Here is a 26,657-nt window from a genome sequence, read left to right as displayed (position 1 = left end):
CAGAGAACGCTCAACAGCCGGTGGACGGTACGGCGGCATCCGCTCCATGGGCATGATAGACGGCGCCTCCGGGTTGCGCTCAGTCATGGCGATACAGACCCCGCGCCTGCTCGATAAAGGCCAGGGTCGCCGGGGACGCCTGCCGCCGGTCCAGCACCGCCAGCCCTACCTGGCGCCGGACGGGGGGTGATAGTGCCTTGATCAGGTAACGCGGGTCGCTGGCCTCGGGCATCGACAACTGGGCGACCAGGGTCAGGGCATCGCCGCGGGCCACGGTCTCCAGGGTGCTGAGCAGTTGCGAGCTGCGATAGCGGATGTTGGGGCTGAGCCTGGCCGCGAGGAACAGCCGGGAAACCAGCTCGGCGGAACCGGCTTCGGTGAGGATGAACGGGTCGTCGCACAGCTCGGCGAGGCTCACCGAGTCCTTGCTGGCCAGCCCGTGCTGACTGGGGATCAGCGCCACCATCTGGTCTTCCACCAGGGCAAAGCAGTCGAAGCGCTCCTGGGGCAGCACTACAAAACCGACATCGATTCGACGTTCCTCCAGCCATTGCAGCACCTGGCGGTCGGGCCCTTCGTCGATGTGCACCTCGATCCCGGGATGGGCTTGGCGGTAGCGCTGGAGGATCGCCGGAAGCAGTTTCATCGACGAAGTCGGGCCGAACGAGCCGATGCGCAAGGTGCCGCGTTTCATGCCGCGGGCGTCGGCGGCTTCCTGTTCCATGGTGGCGGCCAGGCCAAGGATGGCGCGGGCTCGCAGTAGCAATTGCTGACCAATATCGGTGAGCTCCACCAGTGACTGATGCCGGCGGATCAGCTCGACCCCCAGTTCCTGTTCCAGGGACTTGAGCGCGTGGGATACCGCGGACTGGCTGATTCCCAGGCGGCTGGCGGCGCTGGTGAAGCCGCGCAGTTCGGCCACCAGGGAGAAGATCTGCAATTGGCTCAGGGTCATGAGTAAAAGCTCATTTTACGATGATCGGGCATTAGCCGAAGAATACCCGAACCTTCCTTCAGCCGCGCCTCGAGGCCTTATGAAAACTGTCGATCAAACCTGTGCCGGGCCTTCCGATATGCCGGTGTATTGCAAGCTGGCGGCGGTCACCATGATCTGGGGCGGCACCTTTGTCGCCGGGCGGCTATTGGCGGGTACCTTGGAGCCATTGTTAGCCGCCAGCCTGCGTTTTCTCCTGGCCAGCCTGGCCTTGCTGCTGTTCATGGCGATCGCCCGGATTGCCCTGGTGCGCCCGAGCCTGGCGCAGTTCGCCCAGTTGGCGGTGCTGGGGTTTTTCGGGATCTTTTTCTACAACCTGTGTTTCTTCGAGGGCCTGCAGTCGATCAATGCGTCCCGCGCCTCGCTGATTGTCGCCCTCAATCCGGCGGTGATTGCCCTGGCGTCCTGGGCGCTGTTCAAGGAGCGCTTGAGTGGCGCCAGGCTGTCCGGCATTGTCTTGTGCCTGGGTGGAGCAGGGGTGGTGATCCTCAGCCGCGATCCGGGGGCCTTGTCCAGCGGCCCGGGCAGTTGGCGCGGGGACCTGCTGATTTTCGGCTGTGTGCTGGGCTGGGGTGTCTATTCGTTGTTTTCGCGCAATCTGAACCAGAGCCTGGGCCCGTTGCAGACCGTGACCTATTCGATCCTGCTGGGCACGGCGATGCTCTGGAGCGCCGCGGCCCTGCGCGGCGAGGTGCGGATCGAGGCGCTGGCGAGCCTGGCCCTGGAGCAGGGCCTGAGCCTGCTGTACCTCGGCGTGCTGGGTTCGGCCCTGGCCTATATCTGGTACTACGAAGGCCTGCGAAAGATCGGCGCGACCCGCTCGGGGGTGTTTATCGCGCTCAATCCGCTGACCGCGGTGATCCTCGGCGCGCTGCTGCTGGACGAGCGCCTGAGCCTGGCCATGTGCCTGGGCGGCGGGCTGATCCTGTGGGGCATTTACCAGTGCAACAAACCCCTTGCGAGCCTGGAAAAAAAGCGGATTTTATAGAGAGTGCGGACAAACAGTTTTACGCTGTGTAGAATCTGGTTACGCATACAATAATAAAGTCTTCTGGCAGCAGAAGCCTCGCCCCCCAGCCGGTAAGACAGGGTCGACATGAAGATTCTCGGGTTCCAACTGATTTACGGTGACTTCCTCGCGCGCAGCGTGCGGGGCATCTCTTGCGCGCCACCTGCCTGCCTCAGCATTGCTAGCAACTAACGATCCGTTAATTTCTAAAAGCATGATGAGGCGCCAACCATGGCAGATATCTTCGAAAACCCGATGGGCCTGATGGGCTTTGAATTCATCGAATTCGCATCGCCTACCCCCAACACCCTCGAGCCGATCTTCGAGATCATGGGTTTCACCAAGGTCGCGACCCACAGGTCCAAAGACGTGCACCTGTATCGCCAGGGTGCGATCAACCTGATCCTCAACAACGAGCCCCACAGCGTCGCTTCGTACTTCGCCGCCGAGCACGGTCCGTCCGTGTGCGGCATGGCGTTCCGGGTCAAGGATTCGCAAAAGGCCTACAAGCGCGCCCTGGAGCTGGGTGCCCAGCCGATCCACATTGAAACCGGCCCGATGGAGCTGCATCTGCCGGCGATCAAAGGCATCGGCGGCGCACCGCTGTACCTGATCGACCGCTTCGGCGAAGGCAGCTCGATCTATGACATCGACTTCGTCTACCTCGAAGGCGTCGACCGTCATCCGCAGGGCGCCGGGCTGAAGATCATCGACCACCTGACCCACAACGTGTATCGCGGGCGCATGGCCTACTGGGCCGGCTTCTACGAGAAGCTGTTCAACTTCCGCGAGATCCGTTACTTCGACATCAAGGGCGAATACACCGGCCTGACCTCCAAGGCCATGACCGCGCCCGATGGCATGATCCGCATCCCGCTGAACGAAGAGTCGTCCAAGGGCGCCGGGCAGATCGAAGAGTTCCTGATGCAGTTCAACGGCGAGGGCATCCAGCACGTGGCCTTCCTCACCGACGACCTGGTCAAGACCTGGGATCAGTTGAAGAAGATCGGCATGCGCTTCATGACCGCGCCGCCGGACACCTACTACGAAATGCTCGAAGGCCGCCTGCCGAACCACGGCGAGCCGGTGAACGAGCTGCAGTCGCGGGGCATCCTGCTGGACGGTTCCTCGGAAGAGGGCGACAAGCGCCTGCTGCTGCAGATCTTCTCGGAAACCCTGATGGGCCCGGTGTTCTTCGAATTCATCCAGCGTAAAGGCGACGATGGTTTCGGCGAAGGCAACTTCAAGGCACTGTTCGAATCGATCGAACGCGACCAGGTCCGTCGTGGCGTGCTGTCCACCGACTAAGCCGCGGCCTGCCTGACAATCAAGCCCGGTCGGGGAATTCTCGACCGGGCTTTGTTTTGCCTGTCGGTTGGCGATTGTGAATGTGTTAATGTTCGGCCTTTGTGGCGCCGAGCGTCGCCATCCAGCCCTGTGAACGACCCGCACATGACCAATCCAAGACCTTCCCTGACATTGACCCTGCTTCAGGCCCGCGAAGCGGCCATGGCGTTCTTTCGCCCGTCCCTCAACCAGCACGACCTGACCGAGCAGCAGTGGCGGGTGATCCGCATCCTGCGCCAGAACGGCGAGCTGGAAAGCCATCAGATGGCGAAAATGGCCTGTATCCTGCCGCCGAGCATGACCGGCGTGCTGACCCGCCTGGAGCGCGACGAATACGTCAGCCGGCGCAAATCCCCCGAGGACCAGCGTCGCCTGTTCATCACCCTGACGGAAAAGGGCGAGGCCTGTTTCGAGTCCATGAGCGGCGACATGGAAATCAACTACCAACGCATCCAGCAGCAGTTCGGCGAAGAGAAGATGCAGGCCCTGCTGGCCCTGCTCAACGAGCTGAAGCAAATCAAACCCTGACCCGGATGCTTCTGTAGGAGCGAGGCTTGCCCGCGATGCCGACAACGCGGTGCAACAGGTGATACGCGTCGCATTCATCGCGAGCAAGCTTCGCTCCTACAACAGCAACAGCCGGTTCAGCTTCTGCGCTGGCGCATCAGATGCTTGAACCCCTCGTACACCAGCACCAGCACCGCCAGCCAGATCGGCAGGTAGGTCAGCCATTCCCCGGCCTTGATGCTTTCTCCCAGCAGCAGGGCCACGCCCAGCAGCAACACCGGTTCGACATAGCTCAACAAGCCGAACAGGCTGAAGGGCAGCAGGCGGCTGGCGATGATATAGGCCACCAGCGCCGAGGCACTGATCAACCCCAGCAACGGAATCAGCAGGTACAGCCAGGGGTGCTGATCGACCACGGCAAAACCCTGCTCGCCGCTTTGCACGAACCACAGCGCGATCGGCAGCAGCAGCGCCATATCGAGCCACAGGCCGCCCAGGTTGTCGGCGGCCAGGCGTTTGCGCAGCACGAAATAGACCGGATAACCGATGGCCACCAACAGGGTCGCCCAGGAAAAGCTGCCCACCTGATATAGCTCGTTGAGCACCCCCAGGGTCGCCAGGCCGGCGGCGATCTTCTGTAGCCGCGATAGTTGTTCGCCGTAGACGATGCGCCCGGTCAGGACCATGGTCAGCGGCAGCAGAAAATACCCCAGCGACACATCCAGGCTGTAGCCATTCAACGGCGCCCACATGAACAGCCACAGCTGCACCCCGAGCAGCGCCGCGGACAGTGGCAGCGCCAGCAGCAGAAGCGGTTGGCCCAGCAGTCTCTTGAGGATCGCCCCGACATGCCGCCATTCGCCGCTCAGCAGCATGAACACCGTCATGCATGGCGCGGTGAGCAGCATGCGCCAGCCGAAAATCTCCACCCCGGTCAGGGGCGCCAGCAGGGAGGTGTAGAAATACATGACGGCAAACAGCACCGACGCCAAGACCGATAGAGCAATACCTTTAGACAAGCTGTCCTCGTGTGACCTGAACCAGGCAAATGGGGTGGAAGGAAAAACTGCGGGGAATATAGAGGGTTTGGCGCGAGACGTTTACTCGGATTTAGCGCAGGTTACGGGAAAATATCCCGTTTGCCGCCTCTGGCAGGCAGCGCGACAGCGGGCGGCCCGCGGAAGGGGCCGCCACTGTGGGGGGCATCAGCGTGGCGTGCGTCCGGAGACGAAGTGGCTGACGTCGTTGAAGCCCGGGGTCGAGGCATGCCCCGGGGTGACCAGCGAATCGATGAAGGCTTCATCCTCGGCGCTGATCTTCACGTCCAGCGCCTTGGTGTAGGCGTCCCACTGTGCCTCGGTGCGCGGGCCGACGATCGCCGAGCTGACCGCGGCATTGTTCAGTACCCAGGCGATGGCGAACTCGACCATGCCGACCCCGCGGCCCTGGGTGTACTGCTGGATCTGCTGGGCGATGCGCAGCGACTCGACGCGCCATTCGGTTTCCAGGATGCGTTTGTCCTGGCGCCCGGCGCGGCTGTTGCTGTCGGGGGCGACATCCGGCGCGTACTTGCCGCTGAGCACGCCACGGGCCAGCGGGCTGTAGGGCACCACGCCGAGCCCATAGGCCTGGGCCGCGGTGATCTGTTCGGTCTCGGCCTGGCGGTTGACGATGTTGTACAGCGGCTGGCTGATCACCGGGCGGTCGACGCCAAGCCGGTCGGCGATGCGGATCACCTCGGCGATGCGCCAGCCGCGGTAGTTGGACAGGCCCCAGTAGCGGATCTTGCCCTGGCGCAGCAGGTCGCCGATGGCCGACACCGTGACTTCCAGCGGCGTGTTGTGGTCTTCGCGGTGCAGGTAGTAGATGTCGACGTAATCGGTGCCCAGGCGGGTCAGGCTGGCATCGATGCCGTTGAAGATGTGCTTGCGGCTCAGGCCGCTGCGGTTGGGCACGCCATCGGCGGGACCGAAGCCGACCTTGGTCGCCACCACCCATTGGTCACGCTGGCTGGCGATGGCTTCGCCGACGATTTCCTCGGAACGGCCGTTGGTGTAGACGTCGGCGGTGTCGATGAAGTTGATGCCCTGGTCCCAGGCCTTGTCGATGATGCGCAGGGAATCCTCGGTGCTGGTCTGTTCGCCGAACATCATGGTGCCGAGGGTCAGGGGGGACACGTGCAGCCCGGAATGGCCGAGGATGCGGTAGCTCATGTACGAAATCCTTGTGCGTGAGGTAAGGCCGGCGCGACAGCGGCCAGCGACCGGTCATGGGACGCCCATCAAATACCAGAACGGGCGCGCGGGGCAATCTGAATTATCCCGCCAGCAGCTGGCAGCGGGCCTGCAAAAAGCCTTGCAGCACCTTCACCCGTTCCGAGACCTGCAAACGGTGCGGGCACAGCAGGTTGAGCGGCACGCTTTCGCCTTGCCAATCGCCGAGCAGGGGCACCAGGCGCCCGGCGCGGATGTCGCTGGCCACATCCAGCCAGGCCTTGTAGGCGATGCCATGGCCGGCCAGGGCCCAGCGCCGCGCCACTTCGCCGTCGTCGCTGAGGTAGTCGCCGCGCACCTGGACTTCCTGCACCTCGCCATCCCGGCTGAAGTGCCAGCTGTTGTAGGGGCGGCCGTTGCGCAGGTAGATGAGGGCGCTGTGCTCGCTCAGCTCGGCGGGTGTTTGCGGGGTACCGTGGCGCGCCAGGTAGTCGGGGCTGGCGCAGGCCAGCCGGTGATGCCGGGGCAGGATCGGCAGGGCCACCAGGCTGGAATCGCTGGGTACGCCGAAGCGCAGGGCGACGTCCACGGTCTCGCGGAACAGGTCGCTGTGCCGGTCGTTGAGCAAGAGTTGCAGGCGGATATGCGGGTGTTCGCGCTTGAAGTCGTCCAGCCAGGGCAGCAGCAGGTTGCGCCCGAAGTCCGACGGCGCCGCCAGTTGCAGCACACCGCTGAGCCCCTGGCTCTGTTGCTTCAGGGCCTGTTCGCCCTCCGCCAGGGCCGCCAGCGCCACGCGCACGCTGTCCAGGTAACGCCGGCCTTCTTCGGTGAGGCGCATGCTGCGGGTCGAACGGGCCAGCAGGCGCATGCCCAGGCGAGTCTCCAGGCGCTTGAGGGCGATACTGGCGGCGGCGGGGGTCAGCTCCAGGCTGCGGGCGGCGGCGGAAATGCTGCCGGAGTCGGCGGTGCGGACGAAGACTTCAAGGTCGAGAATCGAGCTCATTGCTAAAAATCCTTTAAAGATCCTTGCGTTTTACCGGGATTTTTCCTCGATTATCAAGCTGTGAATATGCAGTCACTTCCATCGCACAGGGTTAACTCATGAAACCGCTCACTACATTCTTGCCGGATCGCACCGCTGTTATCGGTGGCGGAGGTGTGTCATGACCTGGAATTTTGATCATCTGGCCTTCAACACCTCCGAGGGCGACACCTTGCAGCGGGCCTTCCAGGCCTTGCTCGGGTTGCAGGCCGGACGGCGCCCGCCGTTTCCCTTTCCCGGGCGCTGGTTGTATCAGGACGGGCAGGCGCTGGTGCACGTGATCGAGCAACCGACCTTCGCCGAGACGGCGCTCAGCCATATTGCCTTCAGGACCGAGGAGGATGCCGCGCTGGTATTGCAGCGGGTCCGGGCCAGCGGCCTGCCGCATCAGGTGGCGCAGGTGCCGCAGGACGGCACCTGGCAGATCTTCGTACAGATACCGGGTGGCCTGGTGCTGGAACTGGATGCACCGGCGGGCGCCGACCTGCATCCTGGGTATCGCTATGCGGCGGATGGCGGCGCGCCTGACTGAAGCGCGGCGACCCCGATTGCCGGGGCCGCCGCCGACTCAGGCCGAGTGCAGCTGGTAGCGCACCGCGTAACCGCTCAGGCGTTGGTCCAGGGCCGCGCGGCGGCTCTCATCCAGGTCGGGCACATGGATATCCACCCGTTGCCCGTGGCGCTCGTCGCTGACGGCTTCGACGCGGATGCCCTCGGCAACCTGCCGGACCTCGTCCTCGAACACCCGGCGAATGGCGTCCAGGCGCAGGGCCGGCTTGAAGGTCTTGCCCACGGCCGTCAGGGGGATCTGCTCGAGCAGCCAGACGTCCTTGGGCAGCGCGGCCCGTTCATGGATATGGCGCGCGGCGTGCTCCAGCAGCTCGGCCGGATCGGCGCTGGCGCCGGACTTGAGCTGGATGTACACCACCGGCAGCTCGCCGGCCTTGATGTCCGGCTTGCCCACCGCCGCGGCCATGGCCACGGCCGGGTGGCGGTGCAGGGCTTCTTCGATCATCTGCGGGTCGATGTTGTGGCCGCCGCGGATGATCAGGTCCTTGCTGCGCCCGGTCAGCCAGATGTAGCCGTCCCGGTCGATGCGCCCCAGGTCGCCGGTGTTGAACCAGCCGCCGTCGAGCCACAGGCCCTGGTTCTTGTCGGCCTGCAGATAGCCCTTGAACACCGTCGGCCCGCGCAGGCAGACGTTACCGGGTTCGTCGCTGGCGGCGTCGCGCAGGTAGTGGCCATCGCTGTCGAGCACGGCGATCTTGACCTCGCAGTACGGCAGGCGCAGGCCGATGGAACCGACCCGGCGCTCGCCGTCCCGTGGGTTGCAGCTGGTGGCGCAGGTGCTTTCGGTGAGGCCATAGCCTTCGATGATCTTCAGCCCCGAGCGCGCCTCGAACTGACGGATCAGCTCCACCGGCATCGGCGCGGCGCCGCACACCGCAAAACGCAGGCTGGAGACATCGATCCCATCGTTGGGTACCTGTAGCAAGGCGGCAAAGATGGTCGGCACACCGCTGAAACAACTGATCCGGTAACGCTCCACCAGGTGCCAGAAATCCTTGATCAGCGTCGGGTTGCGGTAGCCCTGGGGCCCGGCCAGCAGCACCCGGGCGCCGCGGTGGAAGGCGGCGAGGCCAGTGAGTATCACCCCGTTGACGTGGAACAGCGGCAGCCCGCAGAGCAGCACGTCGTGGCTGCTGTAATCGCCGTGCAGGCCAATGATCTCGGCCATCGCCACTTCATTGAGGTGGCTGTGGGGCGCCAGTTTCGGCGTGCCGGTGGTGCCGCCGGTGTGGAAGTACGAGGCAATGTCGTCCGGCTGGATCACCCGGCCGCTTTCCAGGTGGTCGGCGGGGCAGGCGGCGAGCAGGGTGTCGAAGTCCAGCACGCCCTCCGGCATCGCCGGGCGCTGGCTCTTGATCGCGCTGCGTTGCGGCTCGGGCAGCAGGTTGGCCAGGTCGATGGTGACTATGGCTTCCAGCTCCGGCAGGCGTTCGCGCAGGTTGGCAACTTTCTGCCAGAGGTCGGTGCCGGGGAAGGGCGCCAGGGTCACCAGCACCGTGGTGCCGGATGCGCGGACCAGTTCGGCGATGTGCTCCGGCTCCAGCAGCGGGTTGATGGCGTTGACGATCCCGGCGGCCTCGCCGCCCCAGATCACGTAATGGGTCTGCGGCAGATTGGGCAGCAGGAAGGACACTGCCTTGCCCGGGCGGATGCCCAGCCGGTGCAGGGCGTTGGCGGTGCGGGTGACCTGGGCGAACAACTCGGCGTAGCTGATGTTCCAGGGCTGGTCCTGGAGGCTGCCCTGGGGCAGGAAGGTCAGGGCGGTGCGCTCGCCGAAACGGCTGGCCGAGCGTTGCAACAGTTCATAGGTGCTGGCGGGAAGATTGCGCTGGGCCAGGGGCTGCTGCTGTTCCAGGGCTTGGATATCGCTCAGGCGGGCGAGGGAGATGGGCGCGGTCATGATCCTGTGGGTCTTCCTTCGGTAAGGTCTGCGAGGGAGTCATCAATCGATCCAGCCAATGGAAAACTGCCGCGGCCGGATGTCTGTCCGATATACCACGGGGGCGCCCGGGCGGGCTGTTGCTTTTTGTAGCGAGGCGGTGACAACCCCGCAGCTTGTCCCAGGAAGCCGGGCCCGCCAGAGGGCAGGCCCGGTGGCAGGCTCGGAGGCGTGGCTCAGCGTTTCAGCGTGCGGGTCATGCGCAGGGCCAGCAGGCTGCCGCTGACGATCACCCCGGCCAGCAGGTACAGCGCGGCATCGGTGGAACCGGTGCTGTCCTTGACCCAGCCGACGATGTAGGGGCTGAGGAAACCGGCCATCTGGCCCATGGAGTTGATCAGCGCCAGGCCACCCGCGGCGGCGCCGGCGCTCAGCAGCGCGGTCGGTACCGGCCAGAACATCGGCAGGCCGGTGAGGGCGCCCATGGTGGCGATGGTCAAGCCGAGGATGGCAATGGTCGGGTTGGCGGCGAAGTTGACCGCGATCACCAGGCCGATGGCGCCCATCAGCATAGGTACCACCAAGTGCCAGCGGCGTTCCTGGCGCAGGTCGGCCGAGCGACCGACCATCAGCATGAACAGCGCCGCCAGCAGATAAGGAATGGCGCTGAGCCAGCCGATCACCAGGTTGTCGCTGAAGCCGAGGTTCTTGATGATCGACGGCAGCCAGAAGTTGATGGCGTACACGCCGCTCTGGATGCAGAAGTAGATCAGGCCGAAGGCCCAGATGGCTGGGTTCTTGAACACCGCCGCCAGGGAATCGCCGGTGGTCCGCGGCTTGCGCGCGGCGTCTTCGGCCTGGTCGGCTTCCAGCAGCGCGCGTTCCTGCGGGCTCAGCCACTTGGCGTGGGCGAAATTGTCATTGAGCAGGAAGTACGCCAGGGCGCCGAGGATCACGGTGGGGATGCCCTGCAGCAGGAACATCCACTGCCAGCCGGCCATGCCGCCCTGGCCCGCGGCGAAGTGGTTGAGGATCCAGCCGGAGAACGGGCTGCCGAGCAGGCCGGAGACCGGGATCGCCGACATGAACAGGGCCATGATGCGGCCGCGGCGGAAGCTCGGGAACCACTGCGAGAGGTACAGCACCACGCCGGGGAAGAAGCCGGCCTCGGCGGCGCCGGTGAACAGGCGCAGAGTGTAGAACTGGGTCGGGGTGGTGACGAACAGCAGGCAGGTCGACAGCGTGCCCCAGGTGATCATCATCAGCGCGATCCAGCGCCGCGGGCCGAATTTGTTCAGCGCCAGGTTGCTCGGCACGCCGCACAGCACGTAGCCGATGAAGAAGATCCCGGCGCCCAGGCCGTAGACGGTTTCGCTGAATTTCAGGGCATCGAGCATCTGCAGCTTGGCAAAGCCGACGTTCACCCGGTCGAGGTAGTTGAACAGGTAGCAGATGAAGATGAAGGGGATCAGGCGCAGGGTGATGCGCTTGTAGACGGCGTTTTTATCGTCATCGGTGGCCAGGGTGGCAGCGGCGCTCTGTGACATGGCGTGTCTCTCTTTATTATGATTTTTTGCGATGCGAGGTTAACGTTGATCGCCCCGAGAGTCTCGGTCACCCCATGGGCCGCTGTCTTTGTGCCGGCGCACAGGGTTTGCCGGCATCCCCTGTGCCGGTGAACAAGCCTTCGCCATCGCACCCGAGCCCGCTTTCTTAGGATCACGCCGCTATGTTCGAACTGGATCACGACCTGGCGCAGGATATCGTCGACCGGACGATGGCCATCCTGCCCTACAACGTCAACGTCATGGACAGCCAGGGTCTGATCCTTGGCAGCGGCGAGCCCGAGCGCATCAACACCCGCCACGAAGGCGCACAGCTGGTGCTGGCCAACGGCCGGGTGGTGGAGATCGACGCGCAGACCGCCAAGCACCTCAAGGGCGTGCAGCCGGGGATCAACCTGCCGCTGCTGCACGACCAGCGGCTGATCGGCGTGCTGGGCATCACCGGCGAGCCGGAACTGCTGCGCACCTATGCCGAGCTGGTGCGCATGACCGCCGAGATGTTGGTGGGCCAGCGTCACCAGCAGGCCGAACAGCAATGGCGCCGCCAGCGTTGCGACGACCTGCTGGCGCTGCTGCTCAGCGACAGTGGGGATTCGCCGCGGCTGGTGGACGAGGCGCAGCAGATGGGCCTCAAGCCGCAGCTGCCACGTACGCCTTATCTGTTCGAGCTGGGCCCGGAGCAAGGGGCGGGGCAGACCGTCGAGGCCTTGAGTGCCTGGCTGATGTCCCGTTACCCGGACAGCTGGTGCGTCAGCTCGGCCAAGTCCTCGTTGCTGTGGTGCCGGCCGGCGACCCTGAGCGTCGACAACCCGCGGCTGCTGGAAAAGCTCGACAGCCTGGGCTGGAACATCCTGCGCATCGCCGTGGGCGGCCAGGCCGACGGACTGGCAGGGCTGCGCCGCTGCTACCGGCGGGTCGGCGACTTGCTCGCCTATGGCCGTGACGTGCTGCCCCAATCGCGGCTGCTGACCCTCAATCGTTTCCGTTTGCCGGTGATGCTCTGGCGCCACCGCAATGACGATGCCCTGGACGAGTTGCTCAGCCCCTTGCGCAAGGTCATCGCCAAGGACAGCAATGGCCAGCTGCTGGCGACCCTGCGCAGCTGGTGCGACCACGACGGCCAGAGCCAGGCCTGCGCCGACGCCCTGGGCATCCACCGCAACAGCCTGCGCTACCGCATGGAGCGCATCGCCGAACTCAGCGGCGTCGACCCGCTCAAGCTCGACGGCATGCTGGCGCTGTACCTGGGGGTGCAGCTGTTGCCGCAGACCGACGCACCCGCCACCACGGCTTAAGCGATCCCCACGCGATTCTGTAGGAGCGAGGCTTGCCCGCGATGGCCACACCGCGGTGAGCCTGATACACCGCGGCGCCTTGATCGCGGGCAAGCCTCGCTCCTACAGGGCTGCGTCTGGCACCTATGATTGTGACAATGAACAATAAAGCCGCCCCACACTTGTGCAGCCGACCGGGGTCAAGGTCGCGGCCAACTGGCAGCATGGGCGCCATAAGAACCGGAGATAGCCCATGAAAATCATTATCGCCCCCGACTCCTTCAAGGACAGCCTGAGTGCCTCTGGCGTGGCCAGCGCCATCGCCGACGGGCTGGCGCGGGTGTGGCCGGACGCGCAGCTGATCCAGTGCCCAATGGCGGACGGCGGCGAGGGCACGGTGGAGTCGATCCTCGACGCCTGCGAGGGCCAGTTGCGCACCACCCGGGTCCAGGGGCCGCTGGGGGTGCCGGTGGACGCGCGCTGGGGCTGGCTGCCGCAGAGCCAGACCGCGATCATCGAAATGGCCGAGGCCAGCGGCCTGCAACTGGTGCCGCCAGGCCAGCGCGATGCCTGCACCAGCAGCACCATTGGCACCGGCGAGTTGATCCGCGCGGCCCTGGATGCCGGCGCGCAGCGGGTGATCCTGGCCATCGGCGGCAGCGCCACCAACGACGCCGGCAGCGGTGCCTTGCAGGCGCTGGGCGTGCGCCTGCTGGATCGCGATGGCCAGGCCTTGCCCTTGGGCGGCCTGGCCCTGGCACAGGTGGCGCGGGTCGACCTGAGTAACCTCGATCCACGGTTGGCCGAGGTGCGGTTCGAGATCGCCGCCGACGTCAACAATCCTCTCTGTGGTCCTCACGGCGCCTCGGCGATTTTCGGCCCGCAGAAGGGCGCGTCGCCACAGCAGGTCGAACAGCTGGACCGCGCCCTCGGCCAGTTCGCCGACCAGGCCGCCCAGGTGCTGGACAAGGACGTGCGCGACGAGCCGGGCAGCGGTGCCGCCGGCGGCCTGGGGTTCGCCGCCAAGGCGTTCCTTGGGGCGCGGTTTCGTCCAGGAGTGGAAGTGGTGGCCGAGCTGGTGGGGCTGGCCGAGGCCGTGCAGGGCGCGGACCTGGTGATTACCGGCGAAGGTCGCTTCGACGCCCAGACCCTGCGTGGCAAGACCCCCTTTGGCGTGGCGCGTATAGCCAAGCAGCACAATGTGCCGGTGATCGTGATCGCCGGGACCCTGGGCGAAGGCTACGAGCAGATATATGAGCACGGCGTGGATGCGGCCTTTGCCCTGGCCTCCGGCCCCATGACCCTGGAGCAGGCCTGCGCCGAGGCACCGCGCTTGCTGCGGGACAGGGCGGCGGACATCGCCCGGGTCTGGCGCCTGGCGGCACGCCAGGGCTGACGTCATCGCGGGCAATCGAGCGTCGACCGGCCGCTCCTACAGGATTGCGTCCTCCCCATTTCGCGGATCGACACAGGCTTCTGTAGGAGCGAGGCTTGCCCGCGATCAGCTCTACCTGACACCCCGCGCCGTCAGGGATCGCCCACAGAACTTCAGTAAACCCCACCACCCGAGGTAGGCGCCGCCACCTCCTTGTACTGCCCCAACAACCCCTGCAACCCCTTCATCAGCACCGTGGTATCCACCCCCACGGCGACGAAGTTCGCCCCCAGCTCGATATAGCGCTGCGCCAATGTGCGGTCGGCGCTGAGGATCCCGGCCGCCTTGCCGGCCTTGCGGATCCGCGCGATGGCGCCCTCGATCGCCGCGACCACCTCGGGATGTCCCGGGTTGCCGCGATGGCCCATGGACGCCGAGAGGTCGGCCGGGCCGATAAACACACCATCGACCCCCTCCAGGGCGGCGATGGCATCCAGGTTGGCCAGGCCTTCGAGGTTCTCGATCTGCACCAGCAGGCACATCTGCTCGTCGGCCTGGTCCAGGTAACCGGGAATGCTGTTCCAGCGCGAGGCCCGGGCCAGGGCGCTGCCGACGCCGCGAATGCCTGCCGGTGGATAACGCATGGCGCGCACCAATTGCCGCGCCTGCTCGACGCTCTCGACCATGGGAATCAGCAGCGTCTGGGCGCCGATATCCAGCAGTTGCTTGATCAGCGCGGTGTCGCCCACCGGCGGGCGGATGATGCCTTGCACCGGGTAGGGGGCGATGGCCTGCAACTGGCCAAGCAGGCTGTTGAGGTCGTTGGGCGCGTGTTCGCCGTCCAGCAGCAGCCAGTCGAAACCGGCGTTGGCCGCCAGCTCCGCGCAATAGGCATTGGCCAGGCCCAGCCACAGACCAATCTGCGGCGCGTCTTGGCGCAGGCGTTGCTTGAAATGGTTGATCGGCAGTTGCATGAGCGTCCTCCTCAGACAAAACGGCAGGCGATGCTGCCGAGTTGATCGTAGTCGACATGGAAGGTATCGCCGGGGCGGGCCGCCACCGGGCGGGTGAAGGAACCGCCGAGGATGATCTGCCCGGCTTCCAGGCCGACGTCGTAGGCCGCCAGCTTGTTGGCCAGCCAGGCAACGCCCTTGGCCGGGTGGTTGAGTACTGCGGCGGATACCCCGGATTCCTCGATCACCCCATTGCGGTACAGCACCGCCGGCACCTTGCGCAGGTCGATATCGCCAGGGCGCACCGCGCGGCCGCCCATGACCACCCCGGCGTTGGCGGCGTTGTCGGAAATGGTGTCGAACACCTTGCGCGTGACCTGGGTCCGCGGGTCGACCTGCTGGATGCGCGCGTCGATGATCTCCAGGGCCGGAATCACCCACTCGGTGGCGTCGAGCACATCGAACAGCGTGCAGTTCGGGCCCTTGAGCGGCTTGCCGAGGATGAACGCCAGCTCCACCTCGACCCGCGGCACGATAAAGCGCTGGAAGGGAATGTCGCTGCCTTCCTCGAACAGCATGTCGTCCAGCAGGGCACCGAAGTCCGGCTCGCTGATGTTCGACGACACCTGCATGGCCCGCGAGGTCAGGCCGATCTTGTGCCCGACCAGCTTGCGCCCGGCGCGGATCTTGTGTTCCACCCAGCTGCGCTGGATGGCGTAGGCGTCTTCGATGGTGATGCCGGGAAACTCCAGCGACAGCTGGGCGATCTGTTCCCGATTGCGTTCGGCGGCGTCGAGGCGGGCGGCGGCCTGCTGGATGTCCGAAGTGCTGAGCATGGTTACTTCTCCTGGGGATTGACGATAAGGGCCGGCACCCGCAGCACCAGCCAGGCGCCGCCGGCGATCAGCAGGGCCAGGGCATAGAGGGCGAGGCTGGCGCTCTGGGTGGCGTCGCGGACCACACCGATCAGGTAGGGCGCGAGGAAGGCGGCGATGCTGCCGAAGGAACTGATCAGGGCGATCCCCGCGGCCTGGGTGTTGCTGGCGAGAAAGGCCGGCGGCAGTTGCCAGAACATCGGCAGCGCGGCGCTGGCGCCCATGCCGGCCACCAGCAGCCCGGCCATCACCAGCCAGGCGTTGTCCGGGGCCAGGCCGGCGGCGATCAGGCCGAGGCTGGACATCAGCAGCGGCACGCTCAGGTGCCAGCGCCGTTCGCGCAGGCGGTCGGAAGAGCGACCGACGCCGATCATGAACAGGCAGCCGGCCAGGTACGGCAGGGCGCTGAGCATGCCGACGCGGCTGTCGCGGGCGATGCCGGCGTGGTGGATCAGGGTCGGCATCCAGAAGGCGATGGTGTTGACCGCCAGCATCACCGCGAAGTAGATGCACACCAGCAGCCAGATGTGTCTGTCCTGGAGGATGCCGGCGAAGTGGGTGATCGGCTTGTGCTGTTCTTCCTGGCTCAGGGCCGCGTGCAGTTGCTGCTTCTGCTGGTCGGTCAGCCAGGCGACGCTGTCGATGCTTTCCGGCAGCGCCTTGAGTACCACCAGGCCGAGGAACACCACCGGGAGGCCTTCGATCAGGAACATCCATTGCCAGCCGCGCATCCCGCCCAGGTCGTGGAAGCTTTCGAGAATCCAGCCCGACAGCGGCCCGCCGATCACCCCGGCCATGGGCACGGCGATGGCGAACAGCGCGGTCACCTGGCCCCGGCGGCTGGCCGGGAACCAGCGATTGAGCAGCACCAGGATGCCGGGGAAAAACCCGGCCTCGGCCACCCCCAGCAGAAAGCGCAACAGGTAGAAGCCGGCGGCGCTGTCCACCAGCAGCATGGCGCTGGACAGCAGGCCCCAGACCACCATCAGGCTGGCGATCCAGCGGCGCGGCCCGACCCGGTCCAGGGCCAGGTTGCTGGGCACGCCGAACAGCGCGTAGGCGATGAAGAACAGGCCGGCGCCAAAGCCGTAGACGCTGTCGCTGAAGCCCAGGTCCTGGGTCATCTGCAGCTTGGCGAAGCCGATATTGATGCGGTCCAGGTGGGCGAAGATGTAGCAGGTGAACAGCAGGGGCATCAGGCGCCAGGTGATCCGCCGATAGGTGTCGGACGTCTCCGCGGCGCTGGGCAGGGCTAGGGTTGAGCTGGACATGGGCGGGGCCTCTTTATTGTTCTTGTCGATAGGGCACGGACTCTGTAGCCGCTGCCGAAGGCTGCGATCGGCCGGGACGGCCGCAGCGACTTCAAGATCGCTGAAGGCCTTCGGCCTTATCGCAGCCTGCGGCAGCGGCTACAGGTCACGCTTGCCGCTTGAGAAACTCATGCACGTTGTTGTGCTTGAAGTTCAGCTCGGCATCCAATTCGCTCATCTCGAACGACAGTGCCAGCAGGCGCTGGGCCTGGAGTTCGGCGAAGTGCGCCTTGATGATCTCGAACAGTGCCTCGGCGACCTTGCGCCTGGTCGCCAGGTCGCGCCCGGCGCCGACCTGCAGGTGCATGTGGACGAAGGCGTAGTCGTGCTTGCCGTCGGCCATGCGCCAGGTGTCCAGGCGTACGCCGCGGCTGCGGATGCCGCCGAGCGGAAATACGCCGCTGGCCCCGAGGCAGTCGTGGACCTTCTCGAACAGCCCCGGCAGGTCGGCGGCCTGCTCGATGTTGTCGGTGTATTCAGCGATGAAGTGCGGCATGTGATCCTCCTTGCGGGCGAACCTTCGGCGGCCAGCCCTGGAATTCCAGGGCTGGGTTGGCGAGGCTGGCGCGGCGTCTAGAGTGGAAAAATGGCGTTGATCTGACCGGTGCCGGAGCTGCCGAAAGGCGCGGTGACGATCTCCGCCGGCCGGTTGTATTCAGGGCCGCCGAGCAGGCCCAGGAGCATGGCGGTGTCGTGCATCCGGCCTTCGCCGAAGCAGTGCTCGGCGTAGTCCGGGAGCATCGAGCAGAACTCGCGAAAGCGCCCCTGTTGCCAGAGCTCGACCACCCGCAGGTCCACCTGCTTGTCGAATTCGCGGGTCCAGTTATGGATGTTGGCTTCGGCCTCGCGGTCGTCGGAGAAACGGTGCGACAGCGAGCCGGAGGCCAGCACCAGGACCTTGCGGTCGCTCTTTTCGATGGCCCGGCGCACCGCGGCGCCGAAGGTGAAGCTGTCTTCGAGCTTGTGCCAGGCGCACCAGGCGGCGATGGAAATCACCTGGAAATGCTGCTCCGGCGGTACGTCCATGTGCATGTAGCGCATCGGCACCAGGGTGCCGTACTCCAGCTCCAGGCTGGGGATGTTGTGGGCGAGGGTGCGCACATCGGCGGCATTGGCTTCGGCGGCAATCAGCTCGCCCAGCGCCGGGCAGCCGCTGTAGTCGTAGTCCATGTTCTTGATGAAGTGCGGCAGTTCGTTGCTGGTGTAGGTGCCCTTGAAGTGCTCGCCGCAGTTGATGTGGTAACCGCTGTTGACCAGCCAGTGCACATCGAACACCACCGCGGTGTCGGCCCCCAGTTCACGGGCGCGGCGGGCGATTTCCTTGTGCCCGGCGATCGCCGCTTCGCGACAGCCGTGGTGCTTGCCCGGCAGTTCGGACAGGTACATCGATGGAACGTGGCAGACCTTGGCGGCCATGACGACTTCGCCCATGGTGCTTCTCCTGAAACATCTTATTGTTCGATCTTGTAGCCGCTGCCGAAGGCTGCGATCGACTGCGTAGCAGTCGTAACCGGGACACCTCGATCGACTGTGAACAAGGCGCCGGATCGCGGCCCGCGGCCACGGCTACAGCGGGTTTTTCAACCTTACACGCCCCAGCGCGGGATGTGGTGGCTGCCCATGGAGATACAGATGTTCTTGATCTCGGCAAACACCTCGAAGCTGTACTCGCCGCCTTCGCGGCCCGTGCCGGAGCCCTTGACCCCGCCGAACGGCTGGCGCAGGTCGCGCACGTTCTGGCTGTTGATGAACACCATGCCGGCCTCGATGCCACGGGCCAGGCGATGGGCCTTGCCGATGTCCTGGGTCCAGATGTAGGAGGCCAGGCCGTATTCGGTGTCGTTGGCCAGTCGCAGGGCCTCGGCCTCGTCCTTGAACGGGATCAGGCAGACCACCGGGCCGAAGATCTCTTCCTGGGCGATGCGCATCTTGTTGTTCACATCGGCGAATACCGTCGGCTGGATGAACTGGCCACGGGCGAGGTGCGCCGGCAGATTGGCCGGGCGCTCCAGGCCACCGGCGAGCAGGGTGGCGCCTTCCTCGATACCGATGCGGATATAGCCGGTGACCTTGTCGTAGTGGGCCTGGGTGATCATCGAGCCGACCTGGGTCTTGGGGTCGGTCGGATCACCGACGATCAGCCGCTTGGCGCGGGCGGCGAACTCGGCGACGAACTGCGGGTAGACGCTTTCCTGGATGAAGATCCGGCTGCCGGCGGTGCAGCGTTCGCCGTTGAGCGAGAAGATGGTGAACAGCGCGGCGTCCAGGGCGCGTTCCAGGTCGGCGTCTTCGAAGATCAGCACTGGCGACTTGCCGCCCAGTTCCATGGAGTACTTTTTCAGCCCCGCGGTCTGCATGATCTTCTTGCCGGTGGCGGTGCCGCCGGTGAAGGAAATCGCCCGCACGTCCGGGTGGCGTACCAGGGCATCGCCGGCGGTGGCGCCGTAGCCCTGGACGATGTTCAGCACGCCATTGGGAATGCCGGCTTCGAGGGCCAGGCGCCCCAGCTCGTTGGCGGTCAGCGGCGACAGCTCGGACATCTTCAGCACCGCCGTGTTGCCCAGGGCCAGGCACGGCGCGGTCTTCCAGGTGGCGGTCATGAACGGCACGTTCCACGGCGACACCAGGGCACAGACGCCGACCGGCTGGTACAGGGTGTAGTTGAGCATCTGGTCATCCACCGGATAGCTGTGGCCATCCATGCGGGTGCAGACCTCGGCGAAGAAGTCGAAGTTGTGCGAGGCGCGGGGGATCAGCACGTTACGGGTCTGGTGGATCGGCAGGCCGGTGTCGAGGGTTTCCAGTTCCGCCAGATGCGGCACGTTCTGGTCGATCAGCTCGCCCAGCTTGCGCATCAGGCGGGCACGTTCTTTCGCCGGAGTATTAGCCCATTTCGGAAAGGCTTCCTTGGCGGCCGCGACCGCCTGGGCGATTTCCTCGGCACCGCCGCTGGCCACTTCACCAATGGCTTCGCCGGTGGCCGGGTTGTAGTTGGTGAAGACGTCTTGGCTTTCGACCTCGCGGCCGTTGATCCAGTGTTTGATCATTTATGCGTGCTCCTTGGCCGCCAGTTGCGTGTCGTGTTGTGCCTTGATCCGGAAGAACTCCGCCTCGCCGACGATGCGGTTGACCAGCCGGCCGATGCCTTCGACCTCCACCACTACTTCATCGCCGGGCACCACGTCGGACAGGCCTTCGGGGGTACCGGTGGCGATCATGTCGCCGGGTTGCAGGGTCATGAAGCTGGACAGGTATTCGATCAGGTAGGGGATGTCGAAGATCATGTCGGCGGTAGTGCCTTCCTGGCGCAACTCGCCGTTGACCCAGGTGCGCAGCTTCAGCCGGTTCGGTTCGGGCACGTCGGCGACGTCGACTATCCAGGGACCCACCGGGGTGGTGGCGTCGCGGTTTTTCACCCGCAGGTTGGGCCGGTAGTAGTTTTCCAGGTAGTCGCGGATCGCGTAGTCGTTGCAAACCGTATAGCCGGCCAGGTAGTCCAGGGCGTCCTCGCGCTTGACGTTGCGCGCGGTCTTGCCGATCACCGCCACCAGTTCGCACTCGTAGTGCATGTAGGCGACGTTGTCCGGGCGCCAGGTGACCTGGTTGTGGCCGGTGTAGGTGCCGGGGGACTTGATGAACACCAGCGGCTCGGTCGGCGGCTTGAAGGCCAGTTCGGCGGCGTGGTCGGCGTAGTTCAGGCCCAGGGCGAACATGCTGCCGGTGGCCGGTGGCAGCCACTCGACCTGATCCTCGGCGAGCACACGGCCATCGGCCAGTTTCACGCTGTTGGGCGCGTTGACCACCACGTCGTGGACCTGGCCTTGATAACGGATGCGGGCGTGTTTCATGGCGGCTCCTTATTCGGCGGCTATTTCGGCGGCTGTTTCGGCAACAACGTGATTGGCGAGACGGCCCAGGCCGCTGATCTCCACTTCGACGCGGTCGCCGGGCTTGACGTCGACGCGGCCTTCGGGGGTGCCGGTGATCAGCACGTCGCCCTCGTGCAGGGTCATGAACTCGCTGAGTTCGGCGATCAACTGGGGGATGCCGCGTACGAAGTTGGCGGTGCTGTTGTGTTGGCGCAGCTCGCCGTTGACCCACAGCTTGAGTTCCAGCCCATGGGGATCGGCCACCTGTGCCGCCGGCACCAGTTCCGGGCCGAGGGCGCAGAAACCGTCGCGGCACTTGGCCTTGACGGCGGGGCGGTAGTAGCTGTCTTCCGGCAGGCTGAATTCGTTGACGATGGTGTAGCCGGCGACGTGCTGCAGGGCGTTTTCCGCGCTGACCCGGCTGGTGCTCTTGCCGATCACCACGCCCAGCGCCGGGCCCGGTTGCAGGCGCTCGACACCCTTCGGGTAGATCACGGCGCCGCCGTGGACGTTGCGGGTGTTGGGGGTCTTGATGAACAGCACCGGCTTGACCGGTGGCTTCTGGTAGGGCGGCTGGGTGAAGGATTCCAGGTGGCTGCGCAACAGGCCCTGATAGTTCAGCGCGACGCCGAACAGGGTGCCGGTGGCGACTTCATGCAGTGCACGGCTCATTGTGGTTTTCTCCTGAGCATCGCGGAAGACGAGGTGATTTCGTTAATGTGTTAACGTTATATTTAATATGTTAACGATCGTCAAGCGCCGGCCATGACCCGTTTGCCGTGTACTGGTGAACAGGCCGCGAATCACGCAGGATGTGGGCGCTTGCCGCGGGTAAAAATAAAAAAGCGCTGCGGCGAAATAAAAAGCGCCGCGAGCGAAAAAAAGAGACACGCCACCATGAGCGATCGCCAGCCGATCCCCAACATCAACATCGGCCAGGTCTACGACCAGCGTTACGCCGACTCGCAGGTGCATTACGACAAGCTGAGCAACCTGGCCGGGTTCTTCGGCCGCAACATGCCGGTGCACCGCCACGACCGGTTTTTCCAGGTGCACTACGTGAAAAGCGGCGCGGTGCGGGTCTACCTCGACGACCAGCAATACCTGGAATCGGGGCCGATGTTTTTCCTCACGCCGCCGACCATTGCCCATTCCTTTGTCACCGAGGCCGACAGCGAAGGCCACGTGCTGACCGTGCGCCAGCAGTTGGTGTGGGAGCTGATCGAAGCCGACAGCCGCCTCGCTAGCGGTCCGCAGGTAGCGCCGGCCTGCGTGGCCCTGGCGCGCCTGGGTCCGGGGTTCGCTGGCGAGGCACGGCGCCTGGCGCTGCTGTTCGATGAATTGCAGGAGGAGGTCGCCGGGCAGGGCGCCGGGCATGCGCCAGCGCTGGAGGCCCTGACCCGCTTGATCCTGATCAGCCTGCTCAGGCTCTCGGCCAATTCCCTCAAGGCGCGCCCGGCGCGCCACGAAGACCTGCACATCTTCCATCGCTTCAACGAACTGATCGAAGCCCAGTACCTGGAGCATTGGCCGCTGTCGCGCTATGCCGGGCAGATCGGCGTCACCGAGGCGCGCCTCAACGACGTCTGTCGGCGCATCGCCGACCTGCCGTCGAAACGCCTGGTGTACGAGCGCCTGATGCAGGAGTCCAAGCGCCTGCTGCTGTTCACCGCCAGTTCGGTGAATGAAATCTGCTACCAGCTGGGGTTCAAGGACCCGGCGTATTTCAGCCGGTTCTTCCAGCGCTACGCGAAGATGACGCCGGGGGAATATCGGGCGCGCCAGGGCGCGGTGAAACCCTCGTCCTGAAGGCAAAAAAACTGGGAGGGCAGGAGCGCGGCGTGGGACAATCGGCGCTTTTGCCCGACAAGGAAAGTCCCATGTTGCAGCGCACCCTGATGGTCCTTTTGCTGACGGCCAGCGCCGCCCAGGCGATGGCGCAGAACACCGCGGAAAAGGTGCCCTTGCTGCGCCAGACCAAGGAATGGATCACCGGCTGCGACAACCTGCGCAGCTGCCACGCCCTGAGCGCGCCCAACGGCGAGCACGGCGTGCAGTACAGCAGCCTGACCCTGCATATCCAGCGTCGCGCCGGCCCCGACGGCCCCCTGGAGATACGCCTGGACCAGCGCGGCGAACCCGCCGAGCTGTCGGCCTTGCGCCTCGACGGCCAGCCGCTGGAGCCACAGCTGCTGGACGCCCTGGTGCTGTTGCCGGAGAAGAAGGGCGCGCAAATCCAGGTCACCCGCTATGAAATCGCCGACCCGACCCGGGCCCGCCAATGGCTGGAACGCCTGCGCAATGCCGAGGAACTGAAACTGGCGGGGAACGACGAAGCCCGGGTGCCGTTGTCCGGTTTGTCGGCGGCGCTGCTGCTGATGGACTCGGTGCAGGGCCGGGTCGATGGCGTGACGGCGCTGTGGCGGCCAGGCCAGCGTCCGGCCAGCGAGGTACCGGCGAGGCCGCTGCCGGCCCAGCTGCGGGCTTATCCGGGGGCTCCGGAGCTGACGGCGGCGGAGCGCACGCGCATTTCGGCGGCCGCCGCGAAACTGGCCGCGCCGGGCACGCCGAACGACGATGAGGACTATGTGGCCGAGCCCCAGGTCGAGGTCTATCCGCTGACCGCGCGACGGGCGTTGACGGTGGTGCTGAGCGACTGCGCGGCCTACAACTGCGACTACCTGATCAGCAGCTGGTCGCGCGGCAACCCGCCGAAGTTCGAGGAGCTGCGCCGGCAAGCCTTGCCCATGAACAACGCGGACGGCTCGGGGGGCGCCCACTACGACCCCAAGACCGGGGTGCTGAGCACTTTCTATCTGGCCCGCGGTATCGGCGACTGCGGTGAAAGCGGGCGCTGGCTGTTCGACGGCGAAAGCTTCCAGCTCAGCGATTACCGAAAGATGCCGACTTGCAACGGCCTGTCCTCCGAAGACTGGCCACGGCTGTGGAACATCGCACCGCCGGTCAGACGCTGAGGCGTTTCAGGCCAGGCCTGGATGGCGGCGCTCGAACTTCTGCTCCAGCACGGTCTTGCCCCATTGCGCCGCCGGCTGTTCCTCCACCAGGTGGAAGCCGAAGGACTCGTACAGATGCCGGGCGGCGTCCAGGCCGCTGAAGGTCCACAGGTAGCAGGACGCTGCCCCCGCCTGATCGCAGTGCTCCAGCGCCGCCTTGAGCAGCAGGCGACCGGTGCCGGTGCCACGGGCCGCCTCGTCGAGGATGAACCAGCGCAGGTGGGCACTCTTGTCGGCCTGAGGGTGGTCCGGGGCGCCGCCGAGGTCGATGGCGATCGAACCGACGATCTGCTCGTCCAGCACGGCCAGCCAGATGCCGTTATCCGGGTGGTCCAGGCGCTCGCTGAACTCCGCCAGACCCGCCGCGACGCGCTGTTCAAAGAACTGCCCGAAACCCACCAGGCGTGAGTAGTAGTGTGCATGCAGCTCGGTGATGCGACCGATCATGCCCGGCCGATAGCCGCGCTGCACGCTAGGGATTGCCGCGGCGATCTGCCCATGGCCCAGGCGGCAGGCCTCCAGCGCCTGGGCATAACTGCGCATGCCAGCGACCAGCTGGCTTTGCTCCCGTGGCGCAAGCAGGCGCAGCGCCTGTTGCACTTGGGCGCTGCCAAAGGCATGAATGGCGGCGACCTGTTTGCGCCCGCTGTCGGTCAGGTCCAGGTGTTTTTCCCGGGCATCGGTGGGGCTGGGGCTTTCCTGGATATCGCCGCGTTCGATGAGCTTGGCCAGCAGGCGGCTGACCGAGGACTTTTCCAGGTTCAGGGTCTTGCCCAGCTGGGCGGCGGTGAGCGGGGCGTACAGATCGAGTTCGATCAGCGCATGCACCGCTGAAGGCGCAAGATCGGAGCCGGCCAGGGTGGCGCCCATGAAGCCCAGCTCGCGCACCAGCTTGCGCGATTCGTTACGGATCTGATCCACCAGCGGCGAAGGGGAGGACATGGCTAGGCTCCATATATGGTTGTATGGTGCAACTATATGTCCGCCCAACGGCAAAATCCATAGGGACGCGGGCTTCTGGGTCAACACCGATCAGTCGAGCGCAGGTGATCCCCTGTAGGAGCGAAGCTTGCTCGCGATGATCGTTAACGATAACGCGTACCGACTGGCTAAACGCGGCGCTCTCAAGTCCATCGCGAGCAAGCTTCGCTCCTACAAGTGGCCACCTTTCAGCCAATGGTCAGCGCGGATGCCTGTTCCTCCAGGCGAGCGGGAACCTGAATGCTCAGCGGTGCCTTACCCAGCAGCAGGTCCGCGGCCTTTTCGCCGATCATGATCGCCGCCGCGTTGGTATTGCCGGTGGTCAGGCTCGGCATGATCGACGCGTCGGCCACCCGCAGGCCCTGCACGCCGTGGACCCGCAGCTGGTCGTCGACCACCGCTTGCTCGTCGTGGCCCATCTTGCAGGTGCCGACCGGGTGGAACACGGTGCCCAGGTTGTCGCGAATCCACTGCTCGATCTGCGCCTGGCTCTCGACTTGCGGGCCGGGCACCAGCTCGCCCTTGAGGCGCCGGGCGAAGGCCTGGCTCGCCGCTAGCTTGCGCACCAGGCGCACGCCCGCCACCAGTTTGCGCAGGTCCTCCGGGTGGCTGAGGAAATTGCTGTCGATCAGTGGCTTGTCATGGGGATCGGCGGAATTGAGCCGGACCTGGCCACGGCTTTGCGGGTGCATCACCGCGATGTGCAGGCTGACGCCATGGCCCAGGGGCACCAGGCGCTGGGGCTGGTTCTTCAGCGCCGGGGCGACGATCAGGCCCAGTTCCGGCGCGGCGTCCTCGGCTTGCAGGCGCAGGAAGCCGCCGGACTCCACGGTATTGGAAGTCAGCGGACCGCTGCGCCGGCTCAGGTACTGCCAGGGCGAGCGGGCCAGGGGCAGCAGGCCCTTGGCCGACACGCCATAGGTCAGTTCGCTGTCGCAGCGGTACATCAGCACCACGTCCTGATGGTCCTGCAGGTTGTGGCCGACCCCCGGTAGTTCATGGCGCTGGGCGATGCCATGGCGCTCCAGCTCGGCGGCCGGGCCGATGCCGGAGAGCAGCAGCACCTGCGGCGAGTTGATCGCCCCGGCGCTGAGGATCACTTCGCGCCGGGCCTGGAGCTGGAACACCGCGCCATCCTGACTGACCTCGACGCCGCAGGCGCGGTTGCCTTCCAGCAGCACCCGGTGGGTCAGGGTCGAGCTCAGTACGCTGAGGTTGGGTCGCGACAGCGCCGGGTGCAGGAAGGCCCGCGCGGCGCTGCAACGCTCGCCGTTGATCTGGGTGACATGGAAGGGGCCGTAGCCTTCCTGTTCCTCGCCGTTGAAGTCCGGGTTGTAGCGCCAGCCCAGTTCCTGGGCGGCCTGGTAGAACACCTCATTGATCGGGCTCGGGCTGCGTTGCGCGGCGACGTTCAGTTCGCCGCCCTGGCCGTGCCAGGGCGAGGCGCCGGGCTCGAAGTGCTCCGAGCGCAGGAAGTACGGCAGCAGTTCGTCGTAGCTCCAGCCCTGGTTGCCGGCCGCGGCCCAGCGGTCGTAGTCGCTGCGGTGGCCGCGGATGTAGATCATGCCGTTGATCGCGCTGGAGCCGCCCCAGAGTCGGCCGCGGGGGCAGGGGATCGGGCGGTCGCCGCTGGCGGCCTGGGCGCTGAACTGGTGCATCCAGTTCCACTTCGGGTTGGCGATCAGCCGGATGATGCCCGCCGGGGTGCGCACATAGGCGCCGGGGAACAGGCTGCGGTCGCTGGGGCCGGCTTCGATCAGGCAGACGCTGAGCTGCGGATCGGCGGACAGCCGGTTGGCCAGCACGCAACCGGCCGAGCCGGCCCCGACCACTATGTAGTCGAACGAACGCGGGGCAGAGTCAGTCATGGGAGATACCTC

General features: G+C 65.6%; 24 protein-coding genes. 8 read left to right on the top strand and 16 right to left on the bottom strand.

The features are described from left to right. Window positions 1-79 precede the first annotated feature (79 nt). Window positions 80-955: a LysR family transcriptional regulator gene (locus C4K38_RS17295; protein ID WP_053279437.1), complete on the bottom strand. Its 876-nt coding sequence runs from the start codon at window positions 953-955 to the stop codon at window positions 80-82. Window positions 956-1,034: 79 nt separating this feature from the next. On the opposite strand from C4K38_RS17295, the gene C4K38_RS17290 reads away from it, so the two are divergent. The 3 genes from C4K38_RS17290 to hpaR all read left to right on the top strand — a co-directional run bounded on the left by C4K38_RS17290 (window position 1,035) and on the right by hpaR (window position 3,878). Next, window positions 1,035-1,982 (top strand): DMT family transporter, encoded by a 948-nt coding sequence (locus C4K38_RS17290; RefSeq protein ID WP_053279436.1) that lies wholly within the window; start codon window positions 1,035-1,037, stop codon window positions 1,980-1,982. 252 nt (window positions 1,983-2,234) lie between these two features. Next, entirely contained in the window at window positions 2,235-3,311 is a 1,077-nt protein-coding gene (hppD, locus tag C4K38_RS17285) for a 4-hydroxyphenylpyruvate dioxygenase (RefSeq protein WP_016702457.1), read from the top strand. Window positions 3,312-3,455: 144 nt separating this feature from the next. Then, window positions 3,456-3,878, top strand: a complete 423-nt coding sequence (gene hpaR / locus C4K38_RS17280) for a homoprotocatechuate degradation operon regulator HpaR (protein WP_053279435.1) — start codon at window positions 3,456-3,458, stop codon at window positions 3,876-3,878. 116 nt (window positions 3,879-3,994) lie between these two features. Here hpaR and rarD read toward each other — a convergent pair whose 3' ends face one another. From rarD to C4K38_RS17265, 3 genes are all read right to left on the bottom strand, one after another. Beyond that, window positions 3,995-4,876, bottom strand: coding sequence for an EamA family transporter RarD (rarD, locus tag C4K38_RS17275; RefSeq protein ID WP_053279434.1), 882 nt, complete (start codon window positions 4,874-4,876; stop codon window positions 3,995-3,997). A 186-nt stretch (window positions 4,877-5,062) separates the two neighbouring features. Then, window positions 5,063-6,070 (bottom strand): aldo/keto reductase, encoded by a 1,008-nt coding sequence (locus tag C4K38_RS17270; RefSeq protein WP_053279433.1) that lies wholly within the window; start codon window positions 6,068-6,070, stop codon window positions 5,063-5,065. Between the two features lie 103 nt (window positions 6,071-6,173). Beyond that, window positions 6,174-7,073: a LysR family transcriptional regulator gene (locus C4K38_RS17265; RefSeq protein WP_038578565.1), complete on the bottom strand. Its 900-nt coding sequence runs from the start codon at window positions 7,071-7,073 to the stop codon at window positions 6,174-6,176. A gap of 160 nt (window positions 7,074-7,233) precedes the next feature. Between C4K38_RS17265 and C4K38_RS17260 the strand changes: the two genes are divergently transcribed. Then, window positions 7,234-7,644, top strand: a complete 411-nt coding sequence (locus tag C4K38_RS17260) for a VOC family protein (RefSeq protein ID WP_053279432.1) — start codon at window positions 7,234-7,236, stop codon at window positions 7,642-7,644. A gap of 36 nt (window positions 7,645-7,680) precedes the next feature. On the opposite strand, the gene C4K38_RS17255 is transcribed toward C4K38_RS17260, so the two are convergent. Beyond that, window positions 7,681-9,582 carry an acyl-CoA synthetase gene (locus C4K38_RS17255; RefSeq protein ID WP_053279431.1) on the bottom strand — a complete coding sequence of 634 codons (1,902 nt, stop codon included), beginning with the start codon at window positions 9,580-9,582 and terminating at the stop codon, window positions 7,681-7,683. A gap of 215 nt (window positions 9,583-9,797) precedes the next feature. Continuing rightward, window positions 9,798-11,108 carry an MFS transporter gene (locus C4K38_RS17250; RefSeq protein WP_053279430.1) on the bottom strand — a complete coding sequence of 437 codons (1,311 nt, stop codon included), beginning with the start codon at window positions 11,106-11,108 and terminating at the stop codon, window positions 9,798-9,800. Window positions 11,109-11,290: 182 nt separating this feature from the next. On the opposite strand from C4K38_RS17250, the gene C4K38_RS17245 reads away from it, so the two are divergent. Together C4K38_RS17245 and C4K38_RS17240 are read left to right on the top strand one after the other, a co-directional pair. Then, entirely contained in the window at window positions 11,291-12,421 is a 1,131-nt protein-coding gene (locus C4K38_RS17245) for a sugar diacid recognition domain-containing protein (RefSeq protein ID WP_053279429.1), read from the top strand. A 232-nt stretch (window positions 12,422-12,653) separates the two neighbouring features. Next, window positions 12,654-13,796 (top strand): glycerate kinase, encoded by a 1,143-nt coding sequence (locus tag C4K38_RS17240; RefSeq protein WP_053279428.1) that lies wholly within the window; start codon window positions 12,654-12,656, stop codon window positions 13,794-13,796. A 152-nt stretch (window positions 13,797-13,948) separates the two neighbouring features. On the opposite strand, the gene hpaI is transcribed toward C4K38_RS17240, so the two are convergent. From hpaI to C4K38_RS17200, 8 genes are all read right to left on the bottom strand, one after another. After that, window positions 13,949-14,749: a 4-hydroxy-2-oxoheptanedioate aldolase gene (hpaI, locus tag C4K38_RS17235; RefSeq protein ID WP_053279427.1), complete on the bottom strand. Its 801-nt coding sequence runs from the start codon at window positions 14,747-14,749 to the stop codon at window positions 13,949-13,951. 11 nt (window positions 14,750-14,760) lie between these two features. Next, on the bottom strand, window positions 14,761-15,564 hold the full coding sequence (gene hpaH / locus C4K38_RS17230; RefSeq protein WP_053279426.1) for a 2-oxo-hept-4-ene-1,7-dioate hydratase: 804 nt from the start codon (window positions 15,562-15,564) through the stop codon (window positions 14,761-14,763). A 2-nt stretch (window positions 15,565-15,566) separates the two neighbouring features. Further along, window positions 15,567-16,874, bottom strand: a complete 1,308-nt coding sequence (locus C4K38_RS17225) for an MFS transporter (protein ID WP_053279425.1) — start codon at window positions 16,872-16,874, stop codon at window positions 15,567-15,569. Window positions 16,875-17,019: 145 nt separating this feature from the next. Next, window positions 17,020-17,409 (bottom strand): 5-carboxymethyl-2-hydroxymuconate Delta-isomerase, encoded by a 390-nt coding sequence (locus tag C4K38_RS17220; protein ID WP_053279424.1) that lies wholly within the window; start codon window positions 17,407-17,409, stop codon window positions 17,020-17,022. A 77-nt stretch (window positions 17,410-17,486) separates the two neighbouring features. Next, a complete protein-coding gene (hpaD, locus tag C4K38_RS17215; protein ID WP_025808637.1) occupies window positions 17,487-18,344 on the bottom strand; it encodes a 3,4-dihydroxyphenylacetate 2,3-dioxygenase in 858 nt (285 codons plus the stop codon). A 155-nt stretch (window positions 18,345-18,499) separates the two neighbouring features. Further along, entirely contained in the window at window positions 18,500-19,960 is a 1,461-nt protein-coding gene (hpaE, locus tag C4K38_RS17210) for a 5-carboxymethyl-2-hydroxymuconate semialdehyde dehydrogenase (protein WP_053279423.1), read from the bottom strand. Beyond that, a complete protein-coding gene (locus C4K38_RS17205; RefSeq protein WP_053279422.1) occupies window positions 19,961-20,761 on the bottom strand; it encodes a fumarylacetoacetate hydrolase family protein in 801 nt (266 codons plus the stop codon). 9 nt (window positions 20,762-20,770) lie between these two features. Next, window positions 20,771-21,454, bottom strand: a complete 684-nt coding sequence (locus tag C4K38_RS17200; protein ID WP_053279421.1) for a fumarylacetoacetate hydrolase family protein — start codon at window positions 21,452-21,454, stop codon at window positions 20,771-20,773. 225 nt (window positions 21,455-21,679) lie between these two features. Here C4K38_RS17200 and hpaA point away from each other — a divergent pair, with 225 nt between their 5' ends. Then, window positions 21,680-22,591: a 4-hydroxyphenylacetate catabolism regulatory protein HpaA gene (gene hpaA, locus C4K38_RS17195; protein ID WP_053279420.1), complete on the top strand. Its 912-nt coding sequence runs from the start codon at window positions 21,680-21,682 to the stop codon at window positions 22,589-22,591. 71 nt (window positions 22,592-22,662) lie between these two features. Continuing rightward, entirely contained in the window at window positions 22,663-23,757 is a 1,095-nt protein-coding gene (locus C4K38_RS17190) for a DUF1176 domain-containing protein (protein ID WP_053279419.1), read from the top strand. Between the two features lie 6 nt (window positions 23,758-23,763). Here C4K38_RS17190 and C4K38_RS17185 read toward each other — a convergent pair whose 3' ends face one another. Further along, entirely contained in the window at window positions 23,764-24,738 is a 975-nt protein-coding gene (locus C4K38_RS17185; RefSeq protein WP_053279418.1) for a bifunctional helix-turn-helix transcriptional regulator/GNAT family N-acetyltransferase, read from the bottom strand. Window positions 24,739-24,965: 227 nt separating this feature from the next. Next, on the bottom strand, window positions 24,966-26,645 hold the full coding sequence (locus C4K38_RS17175) for a GMC family oxidoreductase (RefSeq protein ID WP_053279417.1): 1,680 nt from the start codon (window positions 26,643-26,645) through the stop codon (window positions 24,966-24,968). Window positions 26,646-26,657: the final 12 nt, after the last annotated feature.

It is taken from the genome of Pseudomonas chlororaphis subsp. piscium (assembly GCF_003850345.1).
Classification (GTDB): Bacteria; Pseudomonadota; Gammaproteobacteria; order Pseudomonadales; family Pseudomonadaceae; genus Aquipseudomonas; species Aquipseudomonas piscium.
Note: the sequence above shows the minus strand (reverse complement) of the source record. Positions and strands in the feature narration are given on the sequence as shown.

Bases quoted from the DNA above. Each gene is read 5' to 3' on its own strand.
- C4K38_RS17200 (WP_053279421.1), bottom strand. From the start codon at position 21,454: ATGAGCCGTGCACTGCATGAAGTCGCCACCGGCACCCTGTTCGGCGTC.
- C4K38_RS17185 (WP_053279418.1), bottom strand. From the start codon at position 24,738: ATGTCCTCCCCTTCGCCGCTGGTGGATCAGATCCGTAACGAATCGCGC.
- C4K38_RS17205 (WP_053279422.1), bottom strand. From the start codon at position 20,761: ATGAAACACGCCCGCATCCGTTATCAAGGCCAGGTCCACGACGTGGTG.
- C4K38_RS17295 (WP_053279437.1), bottom strand. From the start codon at position 955: ATGACCCTGAGCCAATTGCAGATCTTCTCCCTGGTGGCCGAACTGCGC.
- C4K38_RS17265 (WP_038578565.1), bottom strand. From the start codon at position 7,073: ATGAGCTCGATTCTCGACCTTGAAGTCTTCGTCCGCACCGCCGACTCC.
- C4K38_RS17290 (WP_053279436.1), top strand. From the start codon at position 1,035: ATGAAAACTGTCGATCAAACCTGTGCCGGGCCTTCCGATATGCCGGTG.
- C4K38_RS17260 (WP_053279432.1), top strand. From the start codon at position 7,234: ATGACCTGGAATTTTGATCATCTGGCCTTCAACACCTCCGAGGGCGAC.
- C4K38_RS17225 (WP_053279425.1), bottom strand. From the start codon at position 16,874: ATGTCCAGCTCAACCCTAGCCCTGCCCAGCGCCGCGGAGACGTCCGAC.
- hpaA (WP_053279420.1), top strand. From the start codon at position 21,680: ATGAGCGATCGCCAGCCGATCCCCAACATCAACATCGGCCAGGTCTAC.
- C4K38_RS17190 (WP_053279419.1), top strand. From the start codon at position 22,663: ATGTTGCAGCGCACCCTGATGGTCCTTTTGCTGACGGCCAGCGCCGCC.
- C4K38_RS17220 (WP_053279424.1), bottom strand. From the start codon at position 17,409: ATGCCGCACTTCATCGCTGAATACACCGACAACATCGAGCAGGCCGCC.
- C4K38_RS17250 (WP_053279430.1), bottom strand. From the start codon at position 11,108: ATGTCACAGAGCGCCGCTGCCACCCTGGCCACCGATGACGATAAAAAC.
- C4K38_RS17245 (WP_053279429.1), top strand. From the start codon at position 11,291: ATGTTCGAACTGGATCACGACCTGGCGCAGGATATCGTCGACCGGACG.
- C4K38_RS17240 (WP_053279428.1), top strand. From the start codon at position 12,654: ATGAAAATCATTATCGCCCCCGACTCCTTCAAGGACAGCCTGAGTGCC.
- hpaI (WP_053279427.1), bottom strand. From the start codon at position 14,749: ATGCAACTGCCGATCAACCATTTCAAGCAACGCCTGCGCCAAGACGCG.
- C4K38_RS17175 (WP_053279417.1), bottom strand. From the start codon at position 26,645: ATGACTGACTCTGCCCCGCGTTCGTTCGACTACATAGTGGTCGGGGCC.
- C4K38_RS17255 (WP_053279431.1), bottom strand. From the start codon at position 9,582: ATGACCGCGCCCATCTCCCTCGCCCGCCTGAGCGATATCCAAGCCCTG.
- hpaR (WP_053279435.1), top strand. From the start codon at position 3,456: ATGACCAATCCAAGACCTTCCCTGACATTGACCCTGCTTCAGGCCCGC.
- hppD (WP_016702457.1), top strand. From the start codon at position 2,235: ATGGCAGATATCTTCGAAAACCCGATGGGCCTGATGGGCTTTGAATTC.
- hpaD (WP_025808637.1), bottom strand. From the start codon at position 18,344: ATGGGCGAAGTCGTCATGGCCGCCAAGGTCTGCCACGTTCCATCGATG.
- C4K38_RS17270 (WP_053279433.1), bottom strand. From the start codon at position 6,070: ATGAGCTACCGCATCCTCGGCCATTCCGGGCTGCACGTGTCCCCCCTG.
- hpaE (WP_053279423.1), bottom strand. From the start codon at position 19,960: ATGATCAAACACTGGATCAACGGCCGCGAGGTCGAAAGCCAAGACGTC.
- hpaH (WP_053279426.1), bottom strand. From the start codon at position 15,564: ATGCTCAGCACTTCGGACATCCAGCAGGCCGCCGCCCGCCTCGACGCC.